This window comes from Gloeotrichia echinulata CP02 (genome assembly GCA_038087035.1).
In the GTDB taxonomy this organism is placed as follows: domain Bacteria; phylum Cyanobacteriota; class Cyanobacteriia; order Cyanobacteriales; family Nostocaceae; genus Gloeotrichia; species Gloeotrichia echinulata.
Genome location: CP051187.1, coordinates 586,322 through 607,258, shown reverse-complemented (window position 1 = coordinate 607,258; position 20,937 = coordinate 586,322). Strand labels below are relative to the sequence as shown.

The following is a 20,937-nucleotide window of genomic DNA, read 5'->3' as shown; positions in this document are numbered from 1 at the left end:
TAAAATTTCCTCACAAGTTTCTCATATTTTTCGTGTAATTTCAAAATCGAGAGCATAGATGAATAATAGTGAACAGCAAGGAGGAATCATGAAAACAGTTTTGCAACTTACTTTTCATAATGTTCCATCATCGCCAGCGGTGGAGGAAAAAATTAGTGAACATGTAGCGAAACTAGAGCGCTTATATGACCGAATCATAAGTTGTAGAGTTGTTGTAGATATTCCTCATCGAAATCATCACAAGGGTAAGCTTTATCACATCCAAATTGATTTAACTGTGCCGAATGGAGAGATAGTAGTAAATCGCAACCCTTCCGACGAACCAAGTCATACAGATATTTATATTGCCATTCGTGATGCTTTTGATGCAGCCAAGCGTCAGCTGCAAGATTATGTAGATTTACAAAGGGGTGAAGTTAAAACACACACCTCACAGCAATCTGAATAAATAGCCCTGATGAGACAGGGATTAGGGCTTACTTCCCATGCTCTGAAACTCCACCCACAAGGGGGTGGAGTTTTTTATTTGTCTGAAAATCTCTGTAACAACACGGTGTTCAAATTGAGTGCTACAACAAAGGCTGATAAACCTCGGTTTTTATACTGATGACGATAATTTTAGTCAGTATATTCTACGTGAGGTGACATTAAACACTTCATAAATAGCCTGCCAACTTACAAAGTAGTCTCATGAAATACATATCTTGGAATACTCTTGCTAAAACTGCCTTGATTGGGTTCTACACCTATGGGCGTGGTGCTGTATACTTCTCCAAGGATGGTGATGTGTATTATAATTGCGAATCGCGCTTACCTTTGGAGGTTTTATATTATGACCCGAATACGGAGTTCGTACTGACAAAAGAGTGGTTGAACACCGAAACGCAAATCACTCATGTTGCTACCGCTGTTATGCCTTTGGGGTCTAATATAATTTTGCTAAAGTGACATACTCCTACACGGAACCGAAACGGTTACAATGTAGGCTGCCAACAGCGCGATGAAGGGTTTGCAGCATTTCCTTAACGCTCTGAGGCTAGAAGTCACTGGCTCACAAACAAAGCCTGCTTCCGCAGGCTAGTAAATATGCAGCTTCATATCGAAATGGTATCACTATATGATTATTAGGGATACCACCCTTGATAAAATTGTTGTTCAATTCACAGATAACCATGAGTTTCAACCAGAGCAAGAAAATAATTTTTACTGTTGTAAAATATATATCTACAGTTCTGATAGTTAGTGCCATTGTTTGGGAATTAGGGAACATTTACGCCGCTGTCAATCACCAGCAAATACCCAGTAATCTCAATTTTATTTTTTGGGTAGAACGTTTTGCTCTGATTGCTCATTTCCTGGAAGGAATTATAGCAGCTTTGTATGCACCTTCAAAAAGAAAAAATCCAATCCAATACAGTATTTACACTTTTTTTGTAGGTACAGTAGCTTTGTGGGAATTATTTAATGAAACAACCCAGGATACGCCTATTTAATTTAATAGTTACATGACTTACGAAACTGTCAAAAGTCAAAATTCCAGGTTTTTTGACCCTTGACCAAGCCAATTTTAGATTTTAGATTTTAGATTGTTTCGGTACGAGCAAGGCTCCTTGTGGGCGGAACAAATCCAAAATCACAAATCCAAAACCCTCGAGCAAGGTACCCTTGTGGTCGGGGTCAATCCAAAACTTGTACTGAGCGTACCACTACGTGGAAGCAAGCTACGCGCAGCGTCCCGCTCTTAAGTCGTTGGCGTAGCCTCTCGTAGAGAAGTATCCAAAACTTGTACTGAGCGTTCGCGCAGCGTCCCGCTCTTAAGTCGTTGGCGTAGCCTCTGTCTGCGACACGCTACGCGAACGTAGAGAAGTATCCAAAATCGGTTGACCCTTGAATCCCATGAAAAACGATAGGGATTTGAACACTTTTTTCTCCAACATCTCATGTCCCAATTACCAAAAATTACTGTTGAGTTTCACGATGTAGGCTTCTCGATTAATCACCGTCCCCTATTATCTCACTTAAATCTCACCATCTACCAAGGGGAAGCGCTAGTATTATTAGGACGCAGTGGAAGCGGGAAGACGACGACATTAAAATTAATCAATCACCTCCTTATACCCACCCAAGGAGAAATTTTGGTAAATGGTCGCCCTACGACTGACTGGGATGCAATTAAATTGCGACGACGGATAGGTTATGTCATTCAAGAAACCGGCTTGTTTCCCCACTTTAGCGTCAAAGAAAATGTTGGACTTGTCCCTTCTCTAGAAAAGTGGACACAACAGCGAATTGAGGCGCGAGTCGATGAAATGTTAAACTTAGTTGGTTTAGATCCTCAAATATTCGCGCAACGTTATCCCCATCAACTATCTGGTGGTCAACGTCAGCGTGTAGGTGTCGCGAGGGCTTTAGCTGCCGATCCGCCGATATTATTGATGGATGAACCTTTTGGCGCACTCGATCCCATCACGCGCCTAGAATTGCAACAACAATTCCAATATTTACAAAGACAACTAGGAAAAACCGTCATCTTTGTCACCCACGATATTCAAGAAGCTTTCTTCCTGGGGACGCGAATTGGGTTAATGTATGAAGGGAATTTAGTTGCTTTGGGAACGAGAGAAGAATTCCTCCAATCTCAGCATCCAGAAGCGCAAGCTTTTATTGCTTGTTTGAATGCTTGGGAAAATCGGGACAAAGCTTAATATGAGGAGATAACCTTGTTTTTAACCCAATACGCCCCTGAAATTCTCCTTCATACCGGGGAACACTTGGTATTAGTGGCGATCGCAATGGTGGTAGCCATCTCGATTGGTATTCCTCTCGGTATTTTTATTACTCGTCAACCGCAACTCGCCCAACCAGTTCTCGGTTTAGCTAACGCTATTCAAACTATTCCTAGTTTAGCTATTTTTGGGTTTTTAATTTCTGTGCCATTTATCGGTGGAATTGGCACAATTCCGGCTGTTGTCGCCCTGATTCTTTATGCGTTACTTCCCATAATTCGTAATACTTATATCGGGATTAATAGCGTTAATCCGGCGATTCGAGAGGCGGGAAAAGGCATGGGAATGACGGATTTACAATTGTTATTTCAAGTAGAAATTCCCCTGGCTGTAGGCGTGATTTTGGCAGGTGTCAGGGTCGCAACCGTTATTTCTGTAGGAATTGCAACTATTGCAGCAGCGATTGGCGGTGGTGGATTGGGTGTGTTTATTTTTCGGGGAATTTCGACGGTTAACAATGAATTGATTCTTGCGGGTGCCATACCTGCAGCTTTCATCGCTTTAGGTGCAGATTTTGGCTTGGGATTATTAGAAAAGCGTCTGACACTACAAACAGATAAAAAGGTAAAACTTAATCGTAAATTTGCCGTCACTTTAGGCATATTAACATTAATGATTTTGGGATTAATCGCCTTTACCTATCAACAAAAACCACCGACAATTATTATTGGATCAAAAAATTTCACTGAACAAGTCATTTTAGGAGAATTACTAGCCCAACAAATTGAATCCCATACAAAATTAAAAGTAGATCGCCGCTTTAATTTAGGGGGAACTTTTATCTGTCATGAAGCAGTGAAAGCAGGTAAAATAGCTGGGTATGTTGAATATACGGGAACGGCGTTGACTGCAGTTTTGAAAGAGAAACCTATTACTAGTCCTCAATTTGTTTATGATCAAGTCAAACAAAAATACGACCAGAAATTTAAATTAGCAGTCATGCAACCTTTAGGATTTAACAATAGCTTCGCGATGATTATTCGAGGTGAAGATGCTAAAAAGTTGCAAATCAAAACACTTACCGAAGCTGCTAAATATACCCCTCAAATGCAAGCTGGATTTGGGTATGAATTTATCGAACGACAAGATGGTTATCCAGGTTTAGCTAAAACCTATGGCTTAAAGTTTGCTAATTTTAAACAAATGGAATTAGGATTGATGTATCAAGCCTTAAAGGAGAAAAAAGTAGATTTCATCGCAGCCAGTGCTACAGATGGCTTGATTCCTGTGCTGAATTTAGTCATTTTAGAAGATGATAAAAAATATTTTCCTCCCTACGAAGCTGTCCCTGTATTCAATGAAGCCACGCTGAAAAAATATCCAGAATTAGGGGAAGCCATTAATCAATTAGCTGGTTTAATTTCCAGTGAAGAAATGCAAAAGATGAATTATCAAGTTGATAATCAATCGCGTCCCGTTGAACAAGTTGTTAGTGAATGGATTAAGTCTCATTGAAAGTTTCATTGGAAGTCGGCGGGAAACTCCATCCCCAGGTGTCTTTCGAGGGACAGCACAACGACCGCTCAGTGACCACCGCCCGCCGACTTTGGGCATTGGGCATAGGGCATTGGGAATCTTTACCATGCCCCATGCCCCATGCCCCATGCCCTAAAACTCCATCCCCTTGCGATGCACTGAGCTTGCCGAAGTGTGGGTGGAGTTTTTCATCATTTACCATCCGATTGTTCCTGCTTCACCTTTAAATGGACCGACAATATCAGAGGTAATCCATCCCCCATAGAAACCACCTGGTTGCGGTGTCACTAATTCATCATTGACATAACAAGCATCCATTAAACTGACATAAAAAGCGTAATATTCTTGAATGTCCACAAAATTAGCACTTGGCTGAATATATCGCCAAGCAGCATGAGTTACATGCTTATCACCAACGCTGACATCATAATATTGACACCAGCCTTTCCATTCACACCAAGTTTTTTTCGGCGTTGCGATCAAATGTTCTAACTTAATATCTTCAGAAGGGATGTAATATCCAGGAGGATGGCTAGTTTCTAATACTCTTTTAGCTTTGTTTGTTTCTGCCAATACAATATCATTAAAAATCACCCGAATCTGTTTATTCGTGTCTTGTAAAACAGCGGGACGCGGGTAATCCCAAACTGATTCTTGACCTGGTTGTGGGGGAATAGGATTTGGTTTCATTTTTTCATGCAGTATTTTTACATTTGTAGGGGCGCAACGCCTTGCGCCCCGGAGATTGCATATTTCTTTAATTGCTATAGCACTTCCTATTCAGATGAGGTACAAAATTGTATCACGCGATGTAGGGGCACGGCACTGCCGTGCCCTTACCGATGTACCTCACTAGGGCGAGAAACGCTATAGTAGTCTGTCAATTTTGTTTTGAGGGATTTTTGGTAGTGTGAGCGTCTCGCTCACGCGGGCAAGATGCCCGCACTACAGTCCATCATTTTTATCTTGACAGAGTACTAGTCCCTTATTGAACAATCCGAAAGCCGGCGTGCTGATAAAAATTGGGACGGAACCAGTTGCGGTAATATTTCAAAGCTTCTGTCCCATTAGTTATCCAACACCCCCCTAACATCATATAATGTTTGGTATCAAAAAAGATAGCAGAATTGTCTTCATACAAAAAATGGGGTTGATATCCCGCAAGGGGGTTTAAGTGATCACTCAACCATTCCCACACATTACCCCGTAAATCGTATAATCCAGCGGGACTTTTTGCGGTTTCTAACATCCCCACGGGACTGGGTGAGCCAAATTTTAAATTCAGATTATAATTCTCTACATCTTTTATCAAACCGTTACCATAAGTTGCTAAATGGTACTCAGCTTCACTCATTAAACGAGTATCTCTACCTCGCAAACGACAGTAAGCCATTGCTTCATAATGATTGACTTCCACAGGCCAATCTAGGGGTAAATCTATTTCGTCAAACATGGCGCGATATTTGTAGCTACCATTTTCATGTAACCAAAATTTAGGACATTGAATGTTGTATTGTGTTTTCCAATCCCAAGATTCTGCATCCCAATAATCTTGATTTTCGTAGCCACCAGCCTTGATAAAATACAGAAATTCGGCATTAGTAATCAGATATTTACTCGCTAAAAAAGGTGCAACTTCAACAGTACGTGAGCCATAATCAATATCCCATCCGTAGGTCGGATCATCAAAGGCTTTCCCCAGTTTGACTACCCCACCAGCTACTTCCAGCATTTCATTTTCAGGAGTGTAACCATTAAAAGGAGCATATTTCCAGTTTTGGGGACGTTTTACTCTCTCTACAGACAGTTGGCGAATTAACATCGAAGAAGTTTCAATGTGAATACGCTGGTGTTCAATCCCCATCATCAACGCCCATAGGGGATGACTCGGATGAATTGGTAGAGTAAATGGGGTGGTTTGAATTACTTCACAAATTACCGAATATGCTTGTTCTCGATACTCCCAAGTCTGTGCAACTTCCGGCCATTTTAGATGAGCTATTGCTTGATTCAATTCTTCTGGTTTTTCTGGATCAACCCCAATTTCAAAGAGTATTTCATAGTCTGGATTCAGGCGGTTTTCTAATAAGCCAACCCGAATTAATTTATTGATGTAGAAAACAGCCGAATGTCCCAGATAAAAAATTAGAGGATTCCTCAAAGGGTCGGGATTGAGATAAAACGTATCTTCCCCAACCAAACTTTTCATCAAAACATCTTCCAGTTTCCAAGCATTCTCAAAATAATCGAGAATTATTTGGTTATTGCAATTAACCAGGTTTGGAGGATAAGTAGATTGTAAACTGTTCATAATGTAATTGAATTGGTGTTATACAAAAATTAAACAAAATAATCGTAGGATGGGTCAGACTCAATGCTCTCAAGTATATCACTTGCTTTGTTTACTGCACCACCCTACAAAGTTAGGGAATAAAGATTTTCATTTTAATTATTTATTGCATTCCGACTAGTGCTATATTTTTCCGGATCTGTTCTTAATTCCACATACAAGAAATCAATACCCTCTTGCTCTAAGAGTTCTAAAATTGCTAGGTTTAAGTTTTTTTCAGCCTCAAAGTAGAGATTTTCATCATTCACAAAGGCAACGACTTTAATGACACGAGCATTATTTTCAATTTTGCTAAAACGAACTATTATTTCTTTGGCTAAACCATTAACAAATGATGGTATTTCTCGAATACTATCACATATTGTAGCAGTTTGTTTTGCAGAAATTCCGTCAATTTTTAGAGTTAAACTAACTCCCCATTTTAATTCTTTGCCAGGATTTTGTGACCAATTTTCTACAATTCCAGAAATCATCTTAGAATTGGGCATTTTCAGAATCGAACCCCACTGATATATATGTAAAGTTGTGGTTCTAAATCCAATATTCATTATCTGCACAAAACCCTCTACTCCTGAGATTCCTACCCAGTCACCTTCTCGATAAAGATTATCTGAGTAGATAATCAATGTACAAAACCAATCATAAACTATGTCTTTGAACAACAAACCTAAAGTGATACCAGCACCACCGAGTAGACCCACAAGTGCAGCTGCTGATTGTCCTAAAAATAGCTCACTCAGCTTAATTGCTAATATGATAATTGCTGCTGATTGAAAAATTTTCGGCATCAAAGGTCTGAGCAATTCATCAAGTTCAGTTTCAGTGTGTAACGCTACGTTAGCTATTACCTGTCCCAAAATTGAAGAACTGCGGTAAACAACATATGCAATTATGAAAACCATTACTAAATTGAGCGCCTTACCAATTGTTTGGCTCAATTGAATTCCTATGTTATCTGCGAGAATTTCCTTAACTAGCCAAAATCCACCAATCAGAATCAACCAGCTTAAGGATGGCTTGAGAATCGCAATTAACTCATCATCAAGTTTGCTTTCAGTTTTGCGAGTAAAGCGCTCAATACTTTTAATAATACCTGAAACAAAAAACCGTCTCAACGTTTGTGTCAGGGTCAAAATGAGGATCACAATGAGAATTTTGGCAATAGGAATACCAGCGTAATTTAAATCGATATTTTTCAGCGTGTTCCAAACTGCTTCCATAGTTAGCCTCAAAGGTAATTGAATATTTTCACTTCATGGGGAAAGTTATATTCTGATATAGCGTTTCCCGGTCTAGTGAGGTATATGATAAATAGCCCCCTCCTCGCCTATGTTGAGGGGGTTGGGGGTGGTTTTCTTGTACCTCACAAGGGCTGAGAATCGCTATATCTTAGCCCATGAAATTATGGTGTCAACAGGTATATATTTGCCCCTGGTATCTTCTCCCTAGGAGGAAGTAAGATTTAAGCTTGGCAAAGAATTAACCCAAACCACTGATTGGGATCTGTCCAGGTTTTCAGAGTGTTAAGTCCATGTGACTCAAGTTCTTGTTGGAGAATTGCTAAATCGAATTTGCGAGAAATTTCGCTGAGAATGCTTTCTCCAGCTTCAAAGAAAACTTGTAAATTCAGTATATCCAATGACACCCAATGACTTTCAAGACTATGGAGATACATTTCTATCTGAGTATTTGCTTCATTATAAATTGCTTGATGAGTGAATAAATTGATATTAAAATTTCCTTGGAAACGCCAATTTAAATGTGAAAGCATATTTAAATTAAAAGCAGCCGTGACTCCTTGACTATCGTTATAGGCTGCTTCTAAAATGTCTTTGGGTTTTTGTAAATCAATGCCGAGTAAAAAATAATCTCCTGGTTGTAACGTCTGAACAATTTGGCTCAAAAACCTGTCACAATCTTGTGGAGTAAAATTACCCATGCTGCTTCCCAAGAAAAAAATCATGCGCGACGGCGCAGAAATTGATTCTAGTTTTGTCAAGGCTTGCTCGTAAGTTCCGATTAAGCCCTCTATCGACAAATTAGGATATTGTTGTTGTAGCTGAAGCGCACTGATTTTGAGAATTCCCGCACTCACATCAATCGGTACATATTTACAATTACCAGGCATTTTTTGGTAAGCGTCTAATAAAAAACGGGTCTTGGTAGAACTGCCACTACCTAATTCTACCAGTTCACAAGCACCTGTGATCTGAGCTATTGCATCGGCACATTGGCGCAAAATTAAGGCTTCTGTGCGTGTTGGGTAATATTCGGGTAACTCACAGATTCGTTCAAATAGTTCCGACCCCCGATCATCATAAAAATATTTTGGGGGTAAACTCTTTGGGGTTTTAGTTAATCCTTCAATCACATCTTCACCATCATTGTTGAAAGTTTGGGTATGATTGTTAAGAAATTTTAAGGATGTGGTTAACATTTTTCCTTTCCTCTTGTATTATCGGATGTGACAATATTCCTGTTCGAGTTACCAACTGTAATCCTTTTTTATGAGATTTTAATAAGTTATTTATGAAATAAAAATAAAATTTATTTTTATTATAAAAACTATGCTGATACCACAATATATGAGGCTTCAGGTATATAGGACTTACCTAATATACAAATTGGACATCATGTGCATTAAAATTGTCATTTCAGGCTTTTGGGAACTACCTTCGGGTAGCATAGGTGTAGTCCGCCGCAAACGTAGCCTCTAATTTATCGCTTGGCTTGATGGTGTATCATCATCCTTTCGGTAGCAGTTATATTTAAATTGTTTTACAGCCATTTTCAGGTAAATAGACCATAGGGTAGGGGCGCAAGGCCTTGCGCCCCTACGAGGATCTGTGGTTATTGCGTGAAAATTGTTTGCATCCCTGGTTATCGACGAGTCTGTCAACCAATTTTGGATTTTAGATTTGCGTGCTTCGTAGCGTAAAGCCTACGACATAGCTGCGCTTAGAGGGACCTAAGAGCGTCTTTTGGATTGACCCCGACCACAAGGGGAATGGGTGTTACGCCCAATTCGCCAGCAGTATCCTTTAGGTTGAGCAGTGTCCAGTAGTTTTCCACCTTCCAACGTCCAAAACTCGTTGTGTGACAGTTGAGCGTGCGGAATGTGGCTGATATTGGGTTGACACAATCACGGTATCTTGAGAAATGAAATTCTCAGGAGTGCATTTTTGATGAAAAATAAGCAAGTTTTACTGACAGGTGGTACTGGTGGATTAGGTTTAGGTGTGACACCAGCGGTTATTGCCCAAGGTTGCGAGCTAACAATGACTTATCGTAATCTCAAAGAAGTTGAACGCCTCAAAGAAATTCTTTCACCCGCTGATTTTGCCAGAATTCATTTTATACCCACTAATCTGGAGGAGGAAGCATCAGTAGACAAAGCTATCAGTCGGATGATCCAAGTGGATGTGTTAATTCATTTGGTGGGTGGCTTTTCGATGGGGAAAACCCACGAATACAGTTTTTACAGTTGGAAACGTGAGTTAGAATTAAACCTCAATACAACTTTCTTGGTTTGCAAATATAGCCTGAAAAATATGTTAGAACATGGCTATGGACGCATCGTTACCGTAGCTTCAAAAGCCGCTGTAGAACCGGCTGGACAATTAGCAGCCTATTCCGCTGCTAAAGCCGGTGTGGTAGCTTTGACAAAGGCGATCGCAGACGAAACCAAAGGCACTAATATTACTGCCAATGTTGTCCTCCCTAGCACTATTGATACCCCCAAAAATCGGCAAGCAATGGGTGCAGAAAATGCTGACAAGTGGGTCAAACCGGAATCCCTAGCCCAAGTAATTTGCTTTTTAGCCTCCGAATCTGCTCAAGATATTCGCGGCGCTGCAATTCCTGTCTACGGTAATATTTAGCATGAACTACCTCTAGTTGGCTCCGCCTAAACTAGAGGTTGATACCTGTTCAGTTTTGCGCTTACAGCTTTTCTCAGATAAATAGACCACGGGGTAGTTTACATCTTGCACCTTTAGGCATAGAATATGAATCGACAAAAATCATGTAATTTATTTTACCTATAATTAATATGTGTTTCAGTCCTCTTATAGAGGACTTAAGCTAGGAGACAGGGACTGTAAGTCAGTGTCGGTAAGTGTGACGAATTCACAAAAAAAAGGGAACAGGGAACAGAAAAAACTAATGAATCTATACTTCGCCTATTTGTAGGTGAGATTTTTTTATCATTTAACCTACTTTTCCCATCTTACCCACAGTCTTTACAAGGGATTTCATGAGATATACTGACAACGAAGGATAAAGTTTTATTTTGTGAGACCTACAATTAATCACTCCTAGCAATTACCGTTAAGCGGAGAACACGTATCCATATGCTTAAGCACACTATACATTGTTGCCTATTCGCGAAGGGTTGCTACAGATTAAGTGTCTAGAAGAGAAGGGAAGGGTAACAGGTTTACAATAAATAATAAATATTAATTTATTTTGTCCATAAAAATAACTATGTGAATTCTTCTTCCCCAAGCAAATCGAATGCTTATCCCAACACCACAATGAAACACCAACTATTAGAGCGTATTTTTAACAAACCTTCATTTCCACGCAAATTTGAACGCTTGGAACTGGATGAGCATTTTCGGATTGTAGATATATCTGAGCAAGTGCAACGGTTTGCTGATCGCCCTGAAGAGGTGATGCTGCTAAAAGATATTCGATTAAGTTTTCCAGAATTTATCGGGTTAGAAGATATCCTGAAATCTATTCTGTCAGGGGAACAGGAACTGTTTCAATTAGAAAGCATTGGACGAGGTGCCGAGTATGAATCGGATATATATATGGATATATATATTCTCGGCGAACAAAGGGAAATAACATCACAAAGCAGATTAATTATCCTGATTGAAGATGTCAGCGAAAGGATGGCTTTACAACAAAAATTAGTACAGAGATCCAATGAAGCTAATCTGCTCTCAAGTACATTAATGGCATATAAGAATTACATGGATCAAGTTATCAGTTCAATGGCAGATGCCTTGGTGGTAACAAATAATGATGGTAAAATAAAAAAAATAAATTACGCAGCTCAAAAATTATTTGGTTTTAGTGAAGCAGAATTAATAGATCAGCCAATTTCTCTGATAATCGATGGGCATGAATTTTTGCAGAAAGCAATTTCACAGCATTGTTTATATAAACAATATTGCCAAAATATAGAAATTGTTTGTCGCACTAAAAGAAAAGAAAAGCTGTTAATTGCTTTTTCTTGTTCAGTAATTGATAAGAAAATAGCAGGCTTAGAAGATATTGTCTATATTGGTCGGGATATTACAGCACGCCAGCGCCGAGAACAGCGTATCTGTGCCCAGTATGCTATAACCCAGATTTTATCAGAATCCCAAACCATTAAACAGGCAATGCCGAAAATTTTGCAGGCAATTTGTCAAACTCTAGGATGGGATTTAGGGGAACTGTGGACACCCAGTCAATACATCACGACATCGGTACACCGAGACAGTACCAATGTTGTGTTAAGGTGTGTAGAAATGTGGTCAAGTCGAGCTGTTTCCATCCGCGAGTTTAAAGGCGTCACCTGGCAAACTACTTATAACTCTGGTGTAGGATTACCTGGTAGAATCTGGAATAGACGTTCGCCGCTTTGGATCAGAGATATTGCAGATGGTCAAGACTTGCACCGGTCGCAATCAGCCGCCGCAGTAGGATTACACACAGCATTTGGTTTCCCCATCCTAGACGATAATGAAATCTTAGGGGTGATGGTTTTTTTGAGTCAGGATGTACAACCAAAAGACGTAGATATCATACAAATGATGGTTTCTATTGGCAACCAAATTGCCCATTTTATTAAGCGCAAACAAGCAGAAGCAGCTTTAGTAGAAAGCGAAGAACGATATCGAGATTTATTTGAAAATGCTAATGACCTGATTCAATCTATTAATTGCTATGGTCGATTTTTATATGTGAATAATGCCTGGGTAAAAACCTTGGGATATACTGAAGCTGAAATTGCTAATATGAATGTGTTTGACATCATTCATCCTGATTTTAGAGAACCATGTCGCGAACAATTGTATCGCGTCATGTCAGGAGAAAAGCTCGAACAAGTTCAAACCGCATTCATTACCAAAGATGGTCAAACCATCTTTCTCGAAGGGAACATTAACTGTAAAATTGTCGAAGGAATACCAACTGGAACTCGCGGCATTTTTCGCAACATCACCCAAAGACTAGCAGTAGAAGCAGCACTACGTCATCAACAGGAACAAACAGAACGCCTGTTACGAAATATGTTACCAGAAGCAATTTCTAACCGCTTAAAACAACAACCAGGTAGCATTACCGAAGACTTTGCCGATGTCACAGTTTTATTTGCAGATATCGTCGGCTTTACCGAAATCGCTGCTTCCATGAGTGCGATTCAACTAGTAAACTTACTCAACCCAATTTTTTCGGCTTTTGATCGTCTCAGCGAACAATATGGTTTAGAAAAAATCAAGACAATTGGCGATGCTTATATGGTAGTTGGTGGATTGCCCAGTCAACGCCCCGATCATCCTCAAGCGATCGCCCACATGGCCTTGGATATGCAAACCGCGATCGCCATCTTTAACGCCGAGAATCAGCAAAACTTCAATATCCGCATCGGTATCCATAGCGGACCTGTGGTCGCGGGAGTTATCGGCTTGAAAAAATTTACCTACGACCTCTGGGGAGATACGGTTAACATCGCCGAACGTATGCAATCTCACGGTTGCAATGGGCGAATTCAAGTTTCCGAAGATACCTATCATCGCTTATCTGATGAATTTTGCCTAGAAAAGCGCGGTGAAATCGAAGTCAAAGGGAAAGGAACAATGACAACTTATTTTTTGATTGCTAGGAAATGAGGCTTCCTTCGCCAACAGCGCTAAACCCGCATTTCTCACAAGGAGAGAAGGGATTGAACTTGGCAGATTGAACTCTCCCAAAGCGCGAACCTCACGGGCGAAGTAAGAAGTAAGATTCATTACTCATTACTCATTACTCATAACTCATAACTCATTACTCATTACTCATTACTCATTACTCATTACTCATTACTCATTACTCATTACTCATTACTCATTACTCATTACTCATTACTCATTACTCATTACTCATTACTCATTACTCATTACTCATTACTCATTACTCATTACTCATTACTCATTACTCATTTGTCATTACTCATTACTCATTACTCATTACTCATTACTCATTACTCATTACTCATTACTCATAACTCATTACTCATTACTCATTACTCATTACTCATTACTCATTTGTCATTACTCATTACTCATTACTCATTACTCATTACTCATTACTCATAACTCATAACTCATAACTCATTACTCATTTGTCATTACTCATTACTCATTACTCATTACTCATTACTCATTACTCATTACTCATAACTCATAACTCATTACTCATTACTCATTACTCATTACTCATTACTCATTACTCATAACTCATTTGTCATTACTCATTACTCATTACTCATTACTCATTACTCATTACTCATTACTCATAACTCATAACTCATTACTCATTACTCATTACTCATTACTCATTACTCATTACTCATTACTCATTTGTCATTACTCATTACTCATTACTCATTACTCATTACTCATTACTCATTACTCATTACTCATAACTCATTACTCATTACTCATTACTTATTTAATTATTTAGATGTGGTGAGAAATTCGGGTAAAGCCCAACTACGAACAAATCAATTGACCAAGTATTTTTAGCTTGGTAGACTACTAGCTTCAATAATTTTTGTATGAATAGTTCTATAGCGTTTCTCGCCCTAGTGAGGTACATCGGTAAGGGCACGGCAGTGCCGTGCCCCTACATCGCGTGATACAATTTTGTACCTCATCTGAATAGGAAGTGCTATAACAGTTGCATTTTTGACTTCAGTATGTATTCTGGCTTCAATCACCACAACCACCATGAGAATTTTATTAGTTGATGATGAAGTTGAACTGACCGATCCCTTAAGTCGCGTGTTAAGTCGTGAGGGTTATAGTGTAGATGCGGCTTATGATGGGACTAATGGCAATCACCTAGCACAAGTAGGCAGTTATGACCTGATGATACTAGATTGGATGCTGCCAGGAAAAACCGGCTTAGAGATTTGTCAGCAATTGCGACGCCAAGGTAAAACTACACCCGTGTTATTTCTCACAGCCAAAGATACTCTCGATGACCGAGTGGAAGGCTTAGATGCTGGTGCGGACGACTATTTGGTAAAACCATTTGAACTACGGGAGTTATTAGCACGAGTCCGCGCCTTGTTGCGTCGTTCTGGTGTGGAGGTATACACCACCACCAGACCGCTGACGGTAGCTGATTTAGAACTTGATTGTGAAAACCAAGTAGCCTATCGTCAAGGACGGATAATTGAGTTATCCCAGAAGGAAAGTCAGCTGCTACAATATTTTATGGAACACGCTGGACAACTACTCACTCACGCCCAAATTCTAGAACATTTGTGGACAGATGACGAACCACCAAGTAGTAATGTCATAGCGGCATTAATTCGCCTACTGCGACGTAAAATTGAGGCTACTGGTGAAATGCAATTGATTCATACTGTTTACGGTAAAGGTTATCGGTTTGGCATTAATCCAGTCATCAGTCATCAGCAGACGACGGGCTAAGTCCAATAATTGTGCGTTTCCCATGACAATTGCTATTTCGGTGAGGTACACAGCAAGGTTGACATAACAGATAATTAATGCAGTGGACTTAGCTTGAAAAGGGAGTAGCAGCAATTTGCCCAATGTATGGAAAAATTAGGATAACTCCAAAATTATTGACACAATGGGTAAAAAGTATAAAATATACTTCGATGTCTGTTGTTTAAATCGTCCATTTGATGACCAAACACAGCCGGGTATTCGCCTAGAAACTGAAGCAATTTTAGAAATTATTAGCCGTTGTCGAAGGGGAGAATGGGAATTATTGAATAGCACAGCCTTAGAATCAGAAATTGCTAGAACCCCAGATTTAACTAGAAGAGAACAGGTACAAGAAGCATTAGCTATTGCTCAACGGAAAATTTTAGTAAATACTGAAATTAAAGAGCGAGCCAATTATTTAACAACTTTTAATATTAAAAATTTTGATGCGCTTCACATTGCTTGTGCAGAGGGTAACGCTGATGTTTTCCTGACAACTGATAACCGTTTACTATCCAAAGCAGTAAGCTATAAAAATAACTTAAATGTGATTGTTGCCAACCCAATGATATGGTGGGCAGAAGTTATAACCAATATTTTAGAAGGAGGATAAAATGACCCCAATTGAATTATACAGGAAAGGATTTAAGGCGTTGGTAGATGCTTTGGGATATGCTGATGCTATCCGATTTATTCGTCAATTCGACGATGGTAGTGGAGATTATACTGTCGAGCGTCATCAATGGCTCGACTTACTAACAATGGATGAAATACTGGCAGATATTGAACAACGACAGAGTAATGACAATTTGGGGAAGTAATAGCGATCATATAGTAGGGACACTCCATCCCCCCATATCCCTAGCCCCTAGCCCGATTAATTTGAATTTGCAGTTTTTCGCGTAATTGTTGCGCTTGACGATAAACTGCAGCACGTTCATTAGTGGCGTTAGTTTCCACAGTTTCTAAAGGCTGAATAAAGTAACGTAGACGAGTTTTCATCGCCCAAACTCCCATTGAGGGGAAGAGAATCAAGACAAACATCAAAGGCGATAAAGGTAAGAATGGTAATTTGACTAGTCGCTGCAATTTTTTGAGATTGACCGTCCAAGGGTGCAAGAATTCATTACCGATGCAAACTACTGGCAAAATGGGAACATGATAGCGATCGCTCAACTTAATAAAACTTATATCAAACTTTTGCAGTTGATAGCGTCCTTTCCAACCTTTCACAAGACCGCGTACACCTTCGGGTGCATAGAGAATCACTTTACCCTGTTGTATCGCCGCTTCAAAATCAGCTAACTCTGCACGCACACCACCTAAAACTTGTGACCATCTAGACGGTAGCCACCAAATCATCCAAGGATGCTCAAACAATGATACCTCTGCTAGAGGTTGCACTACCCAACCGCGTTCTTTATTTAATAGATAAGCCAAGGTCAAAAAGTCCCAGGGAAAACACATCCCCGCATGATTCATCGCCACAATCATTGGCGCTGTCAATGGCAAATTTTCGACTTGTCGTAATTCTCCCCGAAAATAGTATTTTACAATCGGAGCGAGAATTTCTTCACCGAAAGCTTGTTGATAACTGGGGTCAAATTCACCTAATTCTTCGCGGGGAGAACGACAACCAAGTCGCAACCAGCGACTGAGTAAAGCGAGATAAAATCCCCCAGGAAGTAAAAATAATCCATATTCCAGCCACTTCCACCCATCGGCATCTTGATGATAATGTTGCCAGTGGCGATTAAATAAAATCAGCCAGCCTGGGGGATACCACAAACAAAACCAGTCAAACCAGCTAAATTTATAGCCCTCTTTTGATATCTCTTCTCGTTGAAGATTTAGGAGGTTTTCAGAGTTTTGATTAAACACAAGGGTTGAGCAAGGCGATAATGCAAGAACTGGTGTTATTAAATAATATAGCCTATGTTGAAAAAGTATTTCCTCCTCACGGTATATATTTCAAATATTCCAGGACTTACGCTAGTGTCACATTTAAAGAATGGTGCGTGACGCCACAAGTCTTGTGACTACGTACAATATTTATCGCTGCGTCACGCACCCTACAATTATTATTGTGCCAGTCCATTTGTTTATTTATTATATGCATTTTTTAAATAAATTCTGAAGGGGAGACACGGTAAACGCGCCCCTATTGTTAACCGAGAGACTCAATTAACTTGATAACCCGTTCCTTGACTTCATCACGCACACGGCGAAATGTTTCTATTGATTGTCCTTGAGGATCATCAAGTTGCCAATCTTCAAATACTTCTCTTAATACCCAGGCTTCCGGTAAATTCACCCCACAACCACACAAAGAAATTACCGCATCGTAATTTTCAGGATTGAATTGGGTTAAAGGTTTAGAATTTTGATTGCTAATATCAATGCCAATTTCTGTCATCACTTCCACAGCAAGGGGATCTACCTCGCCAGTTGATAGACCAGAACTATTAACGCAAATTTTCCCTTCTCCTAAAGTCCGAGCAAAACCCTCAGCCATTTGTGAACGACGAGAATTTTTCTTGCAAACAAACATTACGGTTTTCATGATATTTTTGATTAATACATGAACAAGAGAAGCCTTGCACGAACCTCGATTACCATTAACTTCTAATGCACTATTTGCTATGCTTTCCTGTATTTATTGGTAAGGAGTAAAATTTGCGATCGCCCGCCTAAATAAATAAAACTTCTCTCGCAAATTTAACCCCTCAAACTCTCTAATTTCTGCTTAAAAACCTAAGCACAACATGACTTATTTCCACTTTGAGCAGCCACCAAATTCTTTTCTGGCTCTGTATCACCAACTTTCACCACAAACACTTCCCATTTATTACCATCCGGGTCTGTTACCCATACCTTATCTTGCAAAGCGTAGCAACAATTAGTATTTTCCTCGGTAAACAAATTCAATCCCGCCTCTGCAAATCTTTGTATAGAAGCATTGACTTCTTCTATACTTTCAACCTGCACACCCAAATGAGATAATCCACCACCAGAATGCACGCTAGCAGCTAAATTCAGAGTTAAATTTAACCCTGGATTAGCAATATCAAACTTGGCATAGTCACTCTTATATTTTACAGGTTCTACACCAAACATTGCCCGATAAAATGACACAGATTTCTCAATATTGGTGACATTCAACGCCACATGAGTTTTCAGAACAGCCATAATTTTGCTCCTGATTGATTCTTTTCAAGAATAGCTTGATTTACAACACTATTGGCGATGAAACTCTGAAAAATTGCTTTCTGATCCAGAAGGATAAACTGACCAAACTAATTAACACAGGAACTTCCACCAATGGACCAATTACCGTAGCAAATGCCACACCAGATTTAATCCCGAATACTGAAATAGCAACAGCGATCGCTAATTCAAAGTTATTCCCAGCCGCCGTAAATGCGACACTTGCAGCTTTTGCATAGTCGGCTCTAATTTTCCAGGCCATGTAAAAACTAGTCAAAAACATGAACAGGAAGTAAATAATTAGCGGAATCGCAATGCGGACAACATCCATTGGAATGTGAACAATTAAATTGCCCTTTAAGCTAAACATTACCATAATGGTAAATAACAGAGCAATCAAAGTAATTGGACTAATTTTAGGAATAAACTCCTGATGATACCACTGCTTACCTTTAGCTCTGACTAACAGAACGCGAGTGATAAATCCGGCAAGAAAGGGAATACCTAAATAGATAAAAACACTATGAGCAACTTCCCCAATACCAATATTAATCACACTTCCTTTTAAGCCAAATAAAGGTGGTAAAATAGAGATGAAAAACCAGGCATAAACGCTGTAAAACAGAACTTGGAAAATACTGTTAAACGCAACCAATCCGGCTGTATATTCAGCATCACCTTTAGCCAATTCGCTCCAGACAATTACCATCGCAATACAAGGAGCTACACCAACCATGATTAAACCAGTCATATATTCTGGATAATCATGTAGAAAAAGAATGGCAAGTGTAAACATCACTACCGGAGCAATCACCCATGTCTGTACTAAAGACAGCGCGAGAATTTTAGTATTGCGAAATACATCTCCTAACTCTTCATATTTTACCCTTGCTAAGGGCGGGTACATCATGAGAATTAAGCCAATGGCGATGGGTATGTTGGTAGTTCCTACTTGGAATTGATTGATAAATGCTTCTAATTTCGGGAAAAAATAACCTAGACTAATACCAATAGCCATCGCCAAGAAAATCCACAAGGTCAGAAAGCGGTCAATAAAGGAAAGGCGTTTTGAGGTAGATTTTGTCATCAAGATTCCTCTGTTTTTAGTCACCGTCTCCGGCTTTCCAGGCGATCGCTTTACTTGGTTGAGGATTAGGTAACTTCAGAGTAATCAATCCCGCTGCTAATACAAAGAACATAGATGTCCACAAACAGCCCACCAGTCCATAAAACTGATATATCAACCCTGATAAAACAGTACCGATCAATCGACCACCAGAGTTAGCCATGTAGTAAAATCCGACATTCAGCGCCACCTTATCATCATCGGTAAACGCCAACACTAAGTAAGAATGAACTGCTGAGTTAAAGGCAAAGACAACACCAAAAATCAGGAGTCCACCAATAATCGCAATATTTGCAGGTACACCTAATTGTAAAGCCAGAGCGATCGCACCGGGAACTGCTGTTAAAGTAAATGTCCAAAACTGGATGGTTTGAGATTGTGGTGGACGACCAGAACCAAATCGTTGCATGAGCATTGGTGCTGATGATTGAATAATACCATAACCAATCACCCAACAGGCGAGGAATCCACCCACCTGATAAAACGACCAGCCTAAAACACTGCGTAAAAATACAGGCAATCCGACCACAAACCATACATCCCGCGAACCAAAGAGAAAGAATCGCGCCGCCGAAAGAATATTAATTTCTTGGCTCTTAGAAAACAGTTCACTAAACTTGACCTCCTTGTTGATTTTGCCCATACCTTGAGGCAACATTAACCCAGAGAACAGAATCAAGAACAATCCCACCGCCATAATCAACAGGGAATTGACAAAGCCAACCCCAGTCAAAAGGGCGCTACCAACAAAGAAGCCAACCCCCTTAAGAGCATTCTTGGAACCTGTAAGAATTGCTACCCACTTAAACAAAGACGACTGAGCATCCTGGGGGACCACCAAGCGAATGGCGCTTTTAGAACTCATCTTGGTTAAGTCTTTAGCAATTCCAGAAAATGCTTGCGCCACCATCACATAAAGAACAGCAAACCATTGCACCCAAGCTGGATTGAGGAAGGACAGCATCACCAGAGAAAAAACCTGTAATCCAATACCACTATAAAGAGTTACCTTCAGCCCAAACTGAGAGCCAATCCAACCGCCTAAAAAATTGGTGACAACGCCAAAGACTTCGTAGAACAGAAACAGGAAGGCAATTTGTAGGGGAGTATAGCCAATTTTATCGAAATATAGCAACACCAACATTCGCAAGGCACCATCGGTGATGGTGAAGCCCCAGTAAGCGACTGTTACGAGAATGTAGTTCTTGAAATTGCTGTTAGAAGCTGTAGAAGGAGTCATGAGGGAGGGGAGATTTAAACGCAGAGGTACGCGGA

The 20,937-nt window shown here is 39.9% G+C and carries 21 protein-coding genes; 12 read left to right on the top strand and 9 right to left on the bottom strand.

Translation table 11 applies throughout. The annotated features are described in order from the left end of the window. Nucleotides 1–58 precede the first annotated feature (58 nt). The 5 genes from HEQ19_02665 (at nt 59) to HEQ19_02645 (ending at nt 4,241) form a co-directional block, all read left to right on the top strand. Nucleotides 59–448 (top strand): HPF/RaiA family ribosome-associated protein, encoded by a 390-nt coding sequence (locus tag HEQ19_02665; protein WYM03224.2) that lies wholly within the window; start codon nt 59–61, stop codon nt 446–448. Nucleotides 449–690: 242 nt separating this feature from the next. Further along, a complete protein-coding gene (locus HEQ19_02660) occupies nt 691–948 on the top strand; it encodes a hypothetical protein (GenBank protein WYL98585.1) in 258 nt (85 codons plus the stop codon). Nucleotides 949–1,172: 224 nt separating this feature from the next. Beyond that, nucleotides 1,173–1,493, top strand: a complete 321-nt coding sequence (locus tag HEQ19_02655) for a hypothetical protein (GenBank protein ID WYL98584.1) — start codon at nt 1,173–1,175, stop codon at nt 1,491–1,493. 447 nt (nt 1,494–1,940) lie between these two features. After that, nucleotides 1,941–2,705: an ATP-binding cassette domain-containing protein gene (locus tag HEQ19_02650; GenBank protein ID WYL98583.1), complete on the top strand. Its 765-nt coding sequence runs from the start codon at nt 1,941–1,943 to the stop codon at nt 2,703–2,705. A 15-nt stretch (nt 2,706–2,720) separates the two neighbouring features. After that, on the top strand, nt 2,721–4,241 hold the full coding sequence (locus HEQ19_02645) for a glycine betaine ABC transporter substrate-binding protein (protein ID WYL98582.1): 1,521 nt from the start codon (nt 2,721–2,723) through the stop codon (nt 4,239–4,241). Between the two features lie 216 nt (nt 4,242–4,457). On the opposite strand, the gene HEQ19_02640 is transcribed toward HEQ19_02645, so the two are convergent. The 4 genes from HEQ19_02640 to egtD all read right to left on the bottom strand — a co-directional run bounded on the left by HEQ19_02640 (nt 4,458) and on the right by egtD (nt 9,049). Then, entirely contained in the window at nt 4,458–4,952 is a 495-nt protein-coding gene (locus tag HEQ19_02640) for a DUF427 domain-containing protein (protein WYL98581.1), read from the bottom strand. A gap of 295 nt (nt 4,953–5,247) precedes the next feature. Next, complete coding sequence (gene ovoA, locus HEQ19_02635; protein WYL98580.1) at nt 5,248–6,573, bottom strand: 5-histidylcysteine sulfoxide synthase; 1,326 nt, start codon at nt 6,571–6,573, stop codon at nt 5,248–5,250. Between the two features lie 134 nt (nt 6,574–6,707). Next, nucleotides 6,708–7,832: a mechanosensitive ion channel domain-containing protein gene (locus HEQ19_02630; GenBank protein ID WYL98579.1), complete on the bottom strand. Its 1,125-nt coding sequence runs from the start codon at nt 7,830–7,832 to the stop codon at nt 6,708–6,710. A gap of 242 nt (nt 7,833–8,074) precedes the next feature. Then, entirely contained in the window at nt 8,075–9,049 is a 975-nt protein-coding gene (gene egtD / locus HEQ19_02625) for an L-histidine N(alpha)-methyltransferase (GenBank protein ID WYL98578.1), read from the bottom strand. Between the two features lie 748 nt (nt 9,050–9,797). On the opposite strand from egtD, the gene fabG reads away from it, so the two are divergent. From fabG to HEQ19_02590, 7 genes are all read left to right on the top strand, one after another. Beyond that, entirely contained in the window at nt 9,798–10,493 is a 696-nt protein-coding gene (fabG, locus tag HEQ19_02620; GenBank protein WYL98577.1) for a 3-oxoacyl-ACP reductase FabG, read from the top strand. A 654-nt stretch (nt 10,494–11,147) separates the two neighbouring features. After that, nucleotides 11,148–13,499 (top strand): adenylate/guanylate cyclase domain-containing protein, encoded by a 2,352-nt coding sequence (locus HEQ19_02615; protein WYM03223.1) that lies wholly within the window; start codon nt 11,148–11,150, stop codon nt 13,497–13,499. 309 nt (nt 13,500–13,808) lie between these two features. Further along, entirely contained in the window at nt 13,809–13,964 is a 156-nt protein-coding gene (locus HEQ19_02610; protein WYL98576.1) for an alpha/beta hydrolase, read from the top strand. Between the two features lie 145 nt (nt 13,965–14,109). Then, complete coding sequence (locus HEQ19_02605) at nt 14,110–14,331, top strand: hypothetical protein (GenBank protein ID WYM03222.2); 222 nt, start codon at nt 14,110–14,112, stop codon at nt 14,329–14,331. Between the two features lie 266 nt (nt 14,332–14,597). After that, nucleotides 14,598–15,308 (top strand): two-component system response regulator RppA, encoded by a 711-nt coding sequence (gene rppA / locus HEQ19_02600; protein WYM03221.1) that lies wholly within the window; start codon nt 14,598–14,600, stop codon nt 15,306–15,308. A gap of 163 nt (nt 15,309–15,471) precedes the next feature. Continuing rightward, nucleotides 15,472–15,942, top strand: coding sequence for a PIN domain-containing protein (locus HEQ19_02595; GenBank protein ID WYL98575.1), 471 nt, complete (start codon nt 15,472–15,474; stop codon nt 15,940–15,942). 1 nt (nt 15,943) lies between these two features. Continuing rightward, the gene (locus HEQ19_02590; GenBank protein WYL98574.1) at nt 15,944–16,150 is read left to right on the top strand and encodes a hypothetical protein; all 207 of its coding nucleotides are present in this window, start codon (nt 15,944–15,946) and stop codon (nt 16,148–16,150) included. A gap of 40 nt (nt 16,151–16,190) precedes the next feature. Here the strand turns inward: HEQ19_02590 and HEQ19_02585 are convergent, their stop codons facing one another. From HEQ19_02585 to arsJ, 5 genes are all read right to left on the bottom strand, one after another. Beyond that, complete coding sequence (locus HEQ19_02585) at nt 16,191–17,210, bottom strand: lysophospholipid acyltransferase family protein (protein WYL98573.1); 1,020 nt, start codon at nt 17,208–17,210, stop codon at nt 16,191–16,193. A gap of 286 nt (nt 17,211–17,496) precedes the next feature. Then, nucleotides 17,497–17,892, bottom strand: a complete 396-nt coding sequence (gene arsC, locus HEQ19_02580; protein WYL98572.1) for an arsenate reductase, glutathione/glutaredoxin type — start codon at nt 17,890–17,892, stop codon at nt 17,497–17,499. Nucleotides 17,893–18,083: 191 nt separating this feature from the next. Further along, on the bottom strand, nt 18,084–18,518 hold the full coding sequence (locus tag HEQ19_02575) for an ArsI/CadI family heavy metal resistance metalloenzyme (GenBank protein ID WYL98571.1): 435 nt from the start codon (nt 18,516–18,518) through the stop codon (nt 18,084–18,086). Between the two features lie 40 nt (nt 18,519–18,558). Further along, nucleotides 18,559–19,623 (bottom strand): ACR3 family arsenite efflux transporter, encoded by a 1,065-nt coding sequence (gene arsB, locus HEQ19_02570; GenBank protein WYL98570.1) that lies wholly within the window; start codon nt 19,621–19,623, stop codon nt 18,559–18,561. Nucleotides 19,624–19,639: 16 nt separating this feature from the next. After that, complete coding sequence (gene arsJ / locus HEQ19_02565; protein ID WYL98569.1) at nt 19,640–20,902, bottom strand: organoarsenical effux MFS transporter ArsJ; 1,263 nt, start codon at nt 20,900–20,902, stop codon at nt 19,640–19,642. Nucleotides 20,903–20,937: the final 35 nt, after the last annotated feature.

What these genes read in the sequence shown, in the direction of transcription:
- HEQ19_02665 (WYM03224.2), top strand. Translation starts at nt 59, where the DNA reads ATGAATAATAGTGAACAGCAAGGAGGAATCATGAAAACAGTTTTGCAA.
- HEQ19_02660 (WYL98585.1), top strand. Translation starts at nt 691, where the DNA reads ATGAAATACATATCTTGGAATACTCTTGCTAAAACTGCCTTGATTGGG.
- HEQ19_02655 (WYL98584.1), top strand. Translation starts at nt 1,173, where the DNA reads ATGAGTTTCAACCAGAGCAAGAAAATAATTTTTACTGTTGTAAAATAT.
- HEQ19_02650 (WYL98583.1), top strand. Translation starts at nt 1,941, where the DNA reads ATGTCCCAATTACCAAAAATTACTGTTGAGTTTCACGATGTAGGCTTC.
- HEQ19_02640 (WYL98581.1), bottom strand. Translation starts at nt 4,952, where the DNA reads ATGAAACCAAATCCTATTCCCCCACAACCAGGTCAAGAATCAGTTTGG.
- ovoA (WYL98580.1), bottom strand. Translation starts at nt 6,573, where the DNA reads ATGAACAGTTTACAATCTACTTATCCTCCAAACCTGGTTAATTGCAAT.
- HEQ19_02630 (WYL98579.1), bottom strand. Translation starts at nt 7,832, where the DNA reads ATGGAAGCAGTTTGGAACACGCTGAAAAATATCGATTTAAATTACGCT.
- egtD (WYL98578.1), bottom strand. Translation starts at nt 9,049, where the DNA reads ATGTTAACCACATCCTTAAAATTTCTTAACAATCATACCCAAACTTTC.
- fabG (WYL98577.1), top strand. Translation starts at nt 9,798, where the DNA reads ATGAAAAATAAGCAAGTTTTACTGACAGGTGGTACTGGTGGATTAGGT.
- HEQ19_02615 (WYM03223.1), top strand. Translation starts at nt 11,148, where the DNA reads ATGAAACACCAACTATTAGAGCGTATTTTTAACAAACCTTCATTTCCA.
- rppA (WYM03221.1), top strand. Translation starts at nt 14,598, where the DNA reads ATGAGAATTTTATTAGTTGATGATGAAGTTGAACTGACCGATCCCTTA.
- HEQ19_02595 (WYL98575.1), top strand. Translation starts at nt 15,472, where the DNA reads ATGGGTAAAAAGTATAAAATATACTTCGATGTCTGTTGTTTAAATCGT.
- HEQ19_02590 (WYL98574.1), top strand. Translation starts at nt 15,944, where the DNA reads ATGACCCCAATTGAATTATACAGGAAAGGATTTAAGGCGTTGGTAGAT.
- arsC (WYL98572.1), bottom strand. Translation starts at nt 17,892, where the DNA reads ATGAAAACCGTAATGTTTGTTTGCAAGAAAAATTCTCGTCGTTCACAA.
- HEQ19_02575 (WYL98571.1), bottom strand. Translation starts at nt 18,518, where the DNA reads ATGGCTGTTCTGAAAACTCATGTGGCGTTGAATGTCACCAATATTGAG.
- arsB (WYL98570.1), bottom strand. Translation starts at nt 19,623, where the DNA reads ATGACAAAATCTACCTCAAAACGCCTTTCCTTTATTGACCGCTTTCTG.
- arsJ (WYL98569.1), bottom strand. Translation starts at nt 20,902, where the DNA reads ATGACTCCTTCTACAGCTTCTAACAGCAATTTCAAGAACTACATTCTC.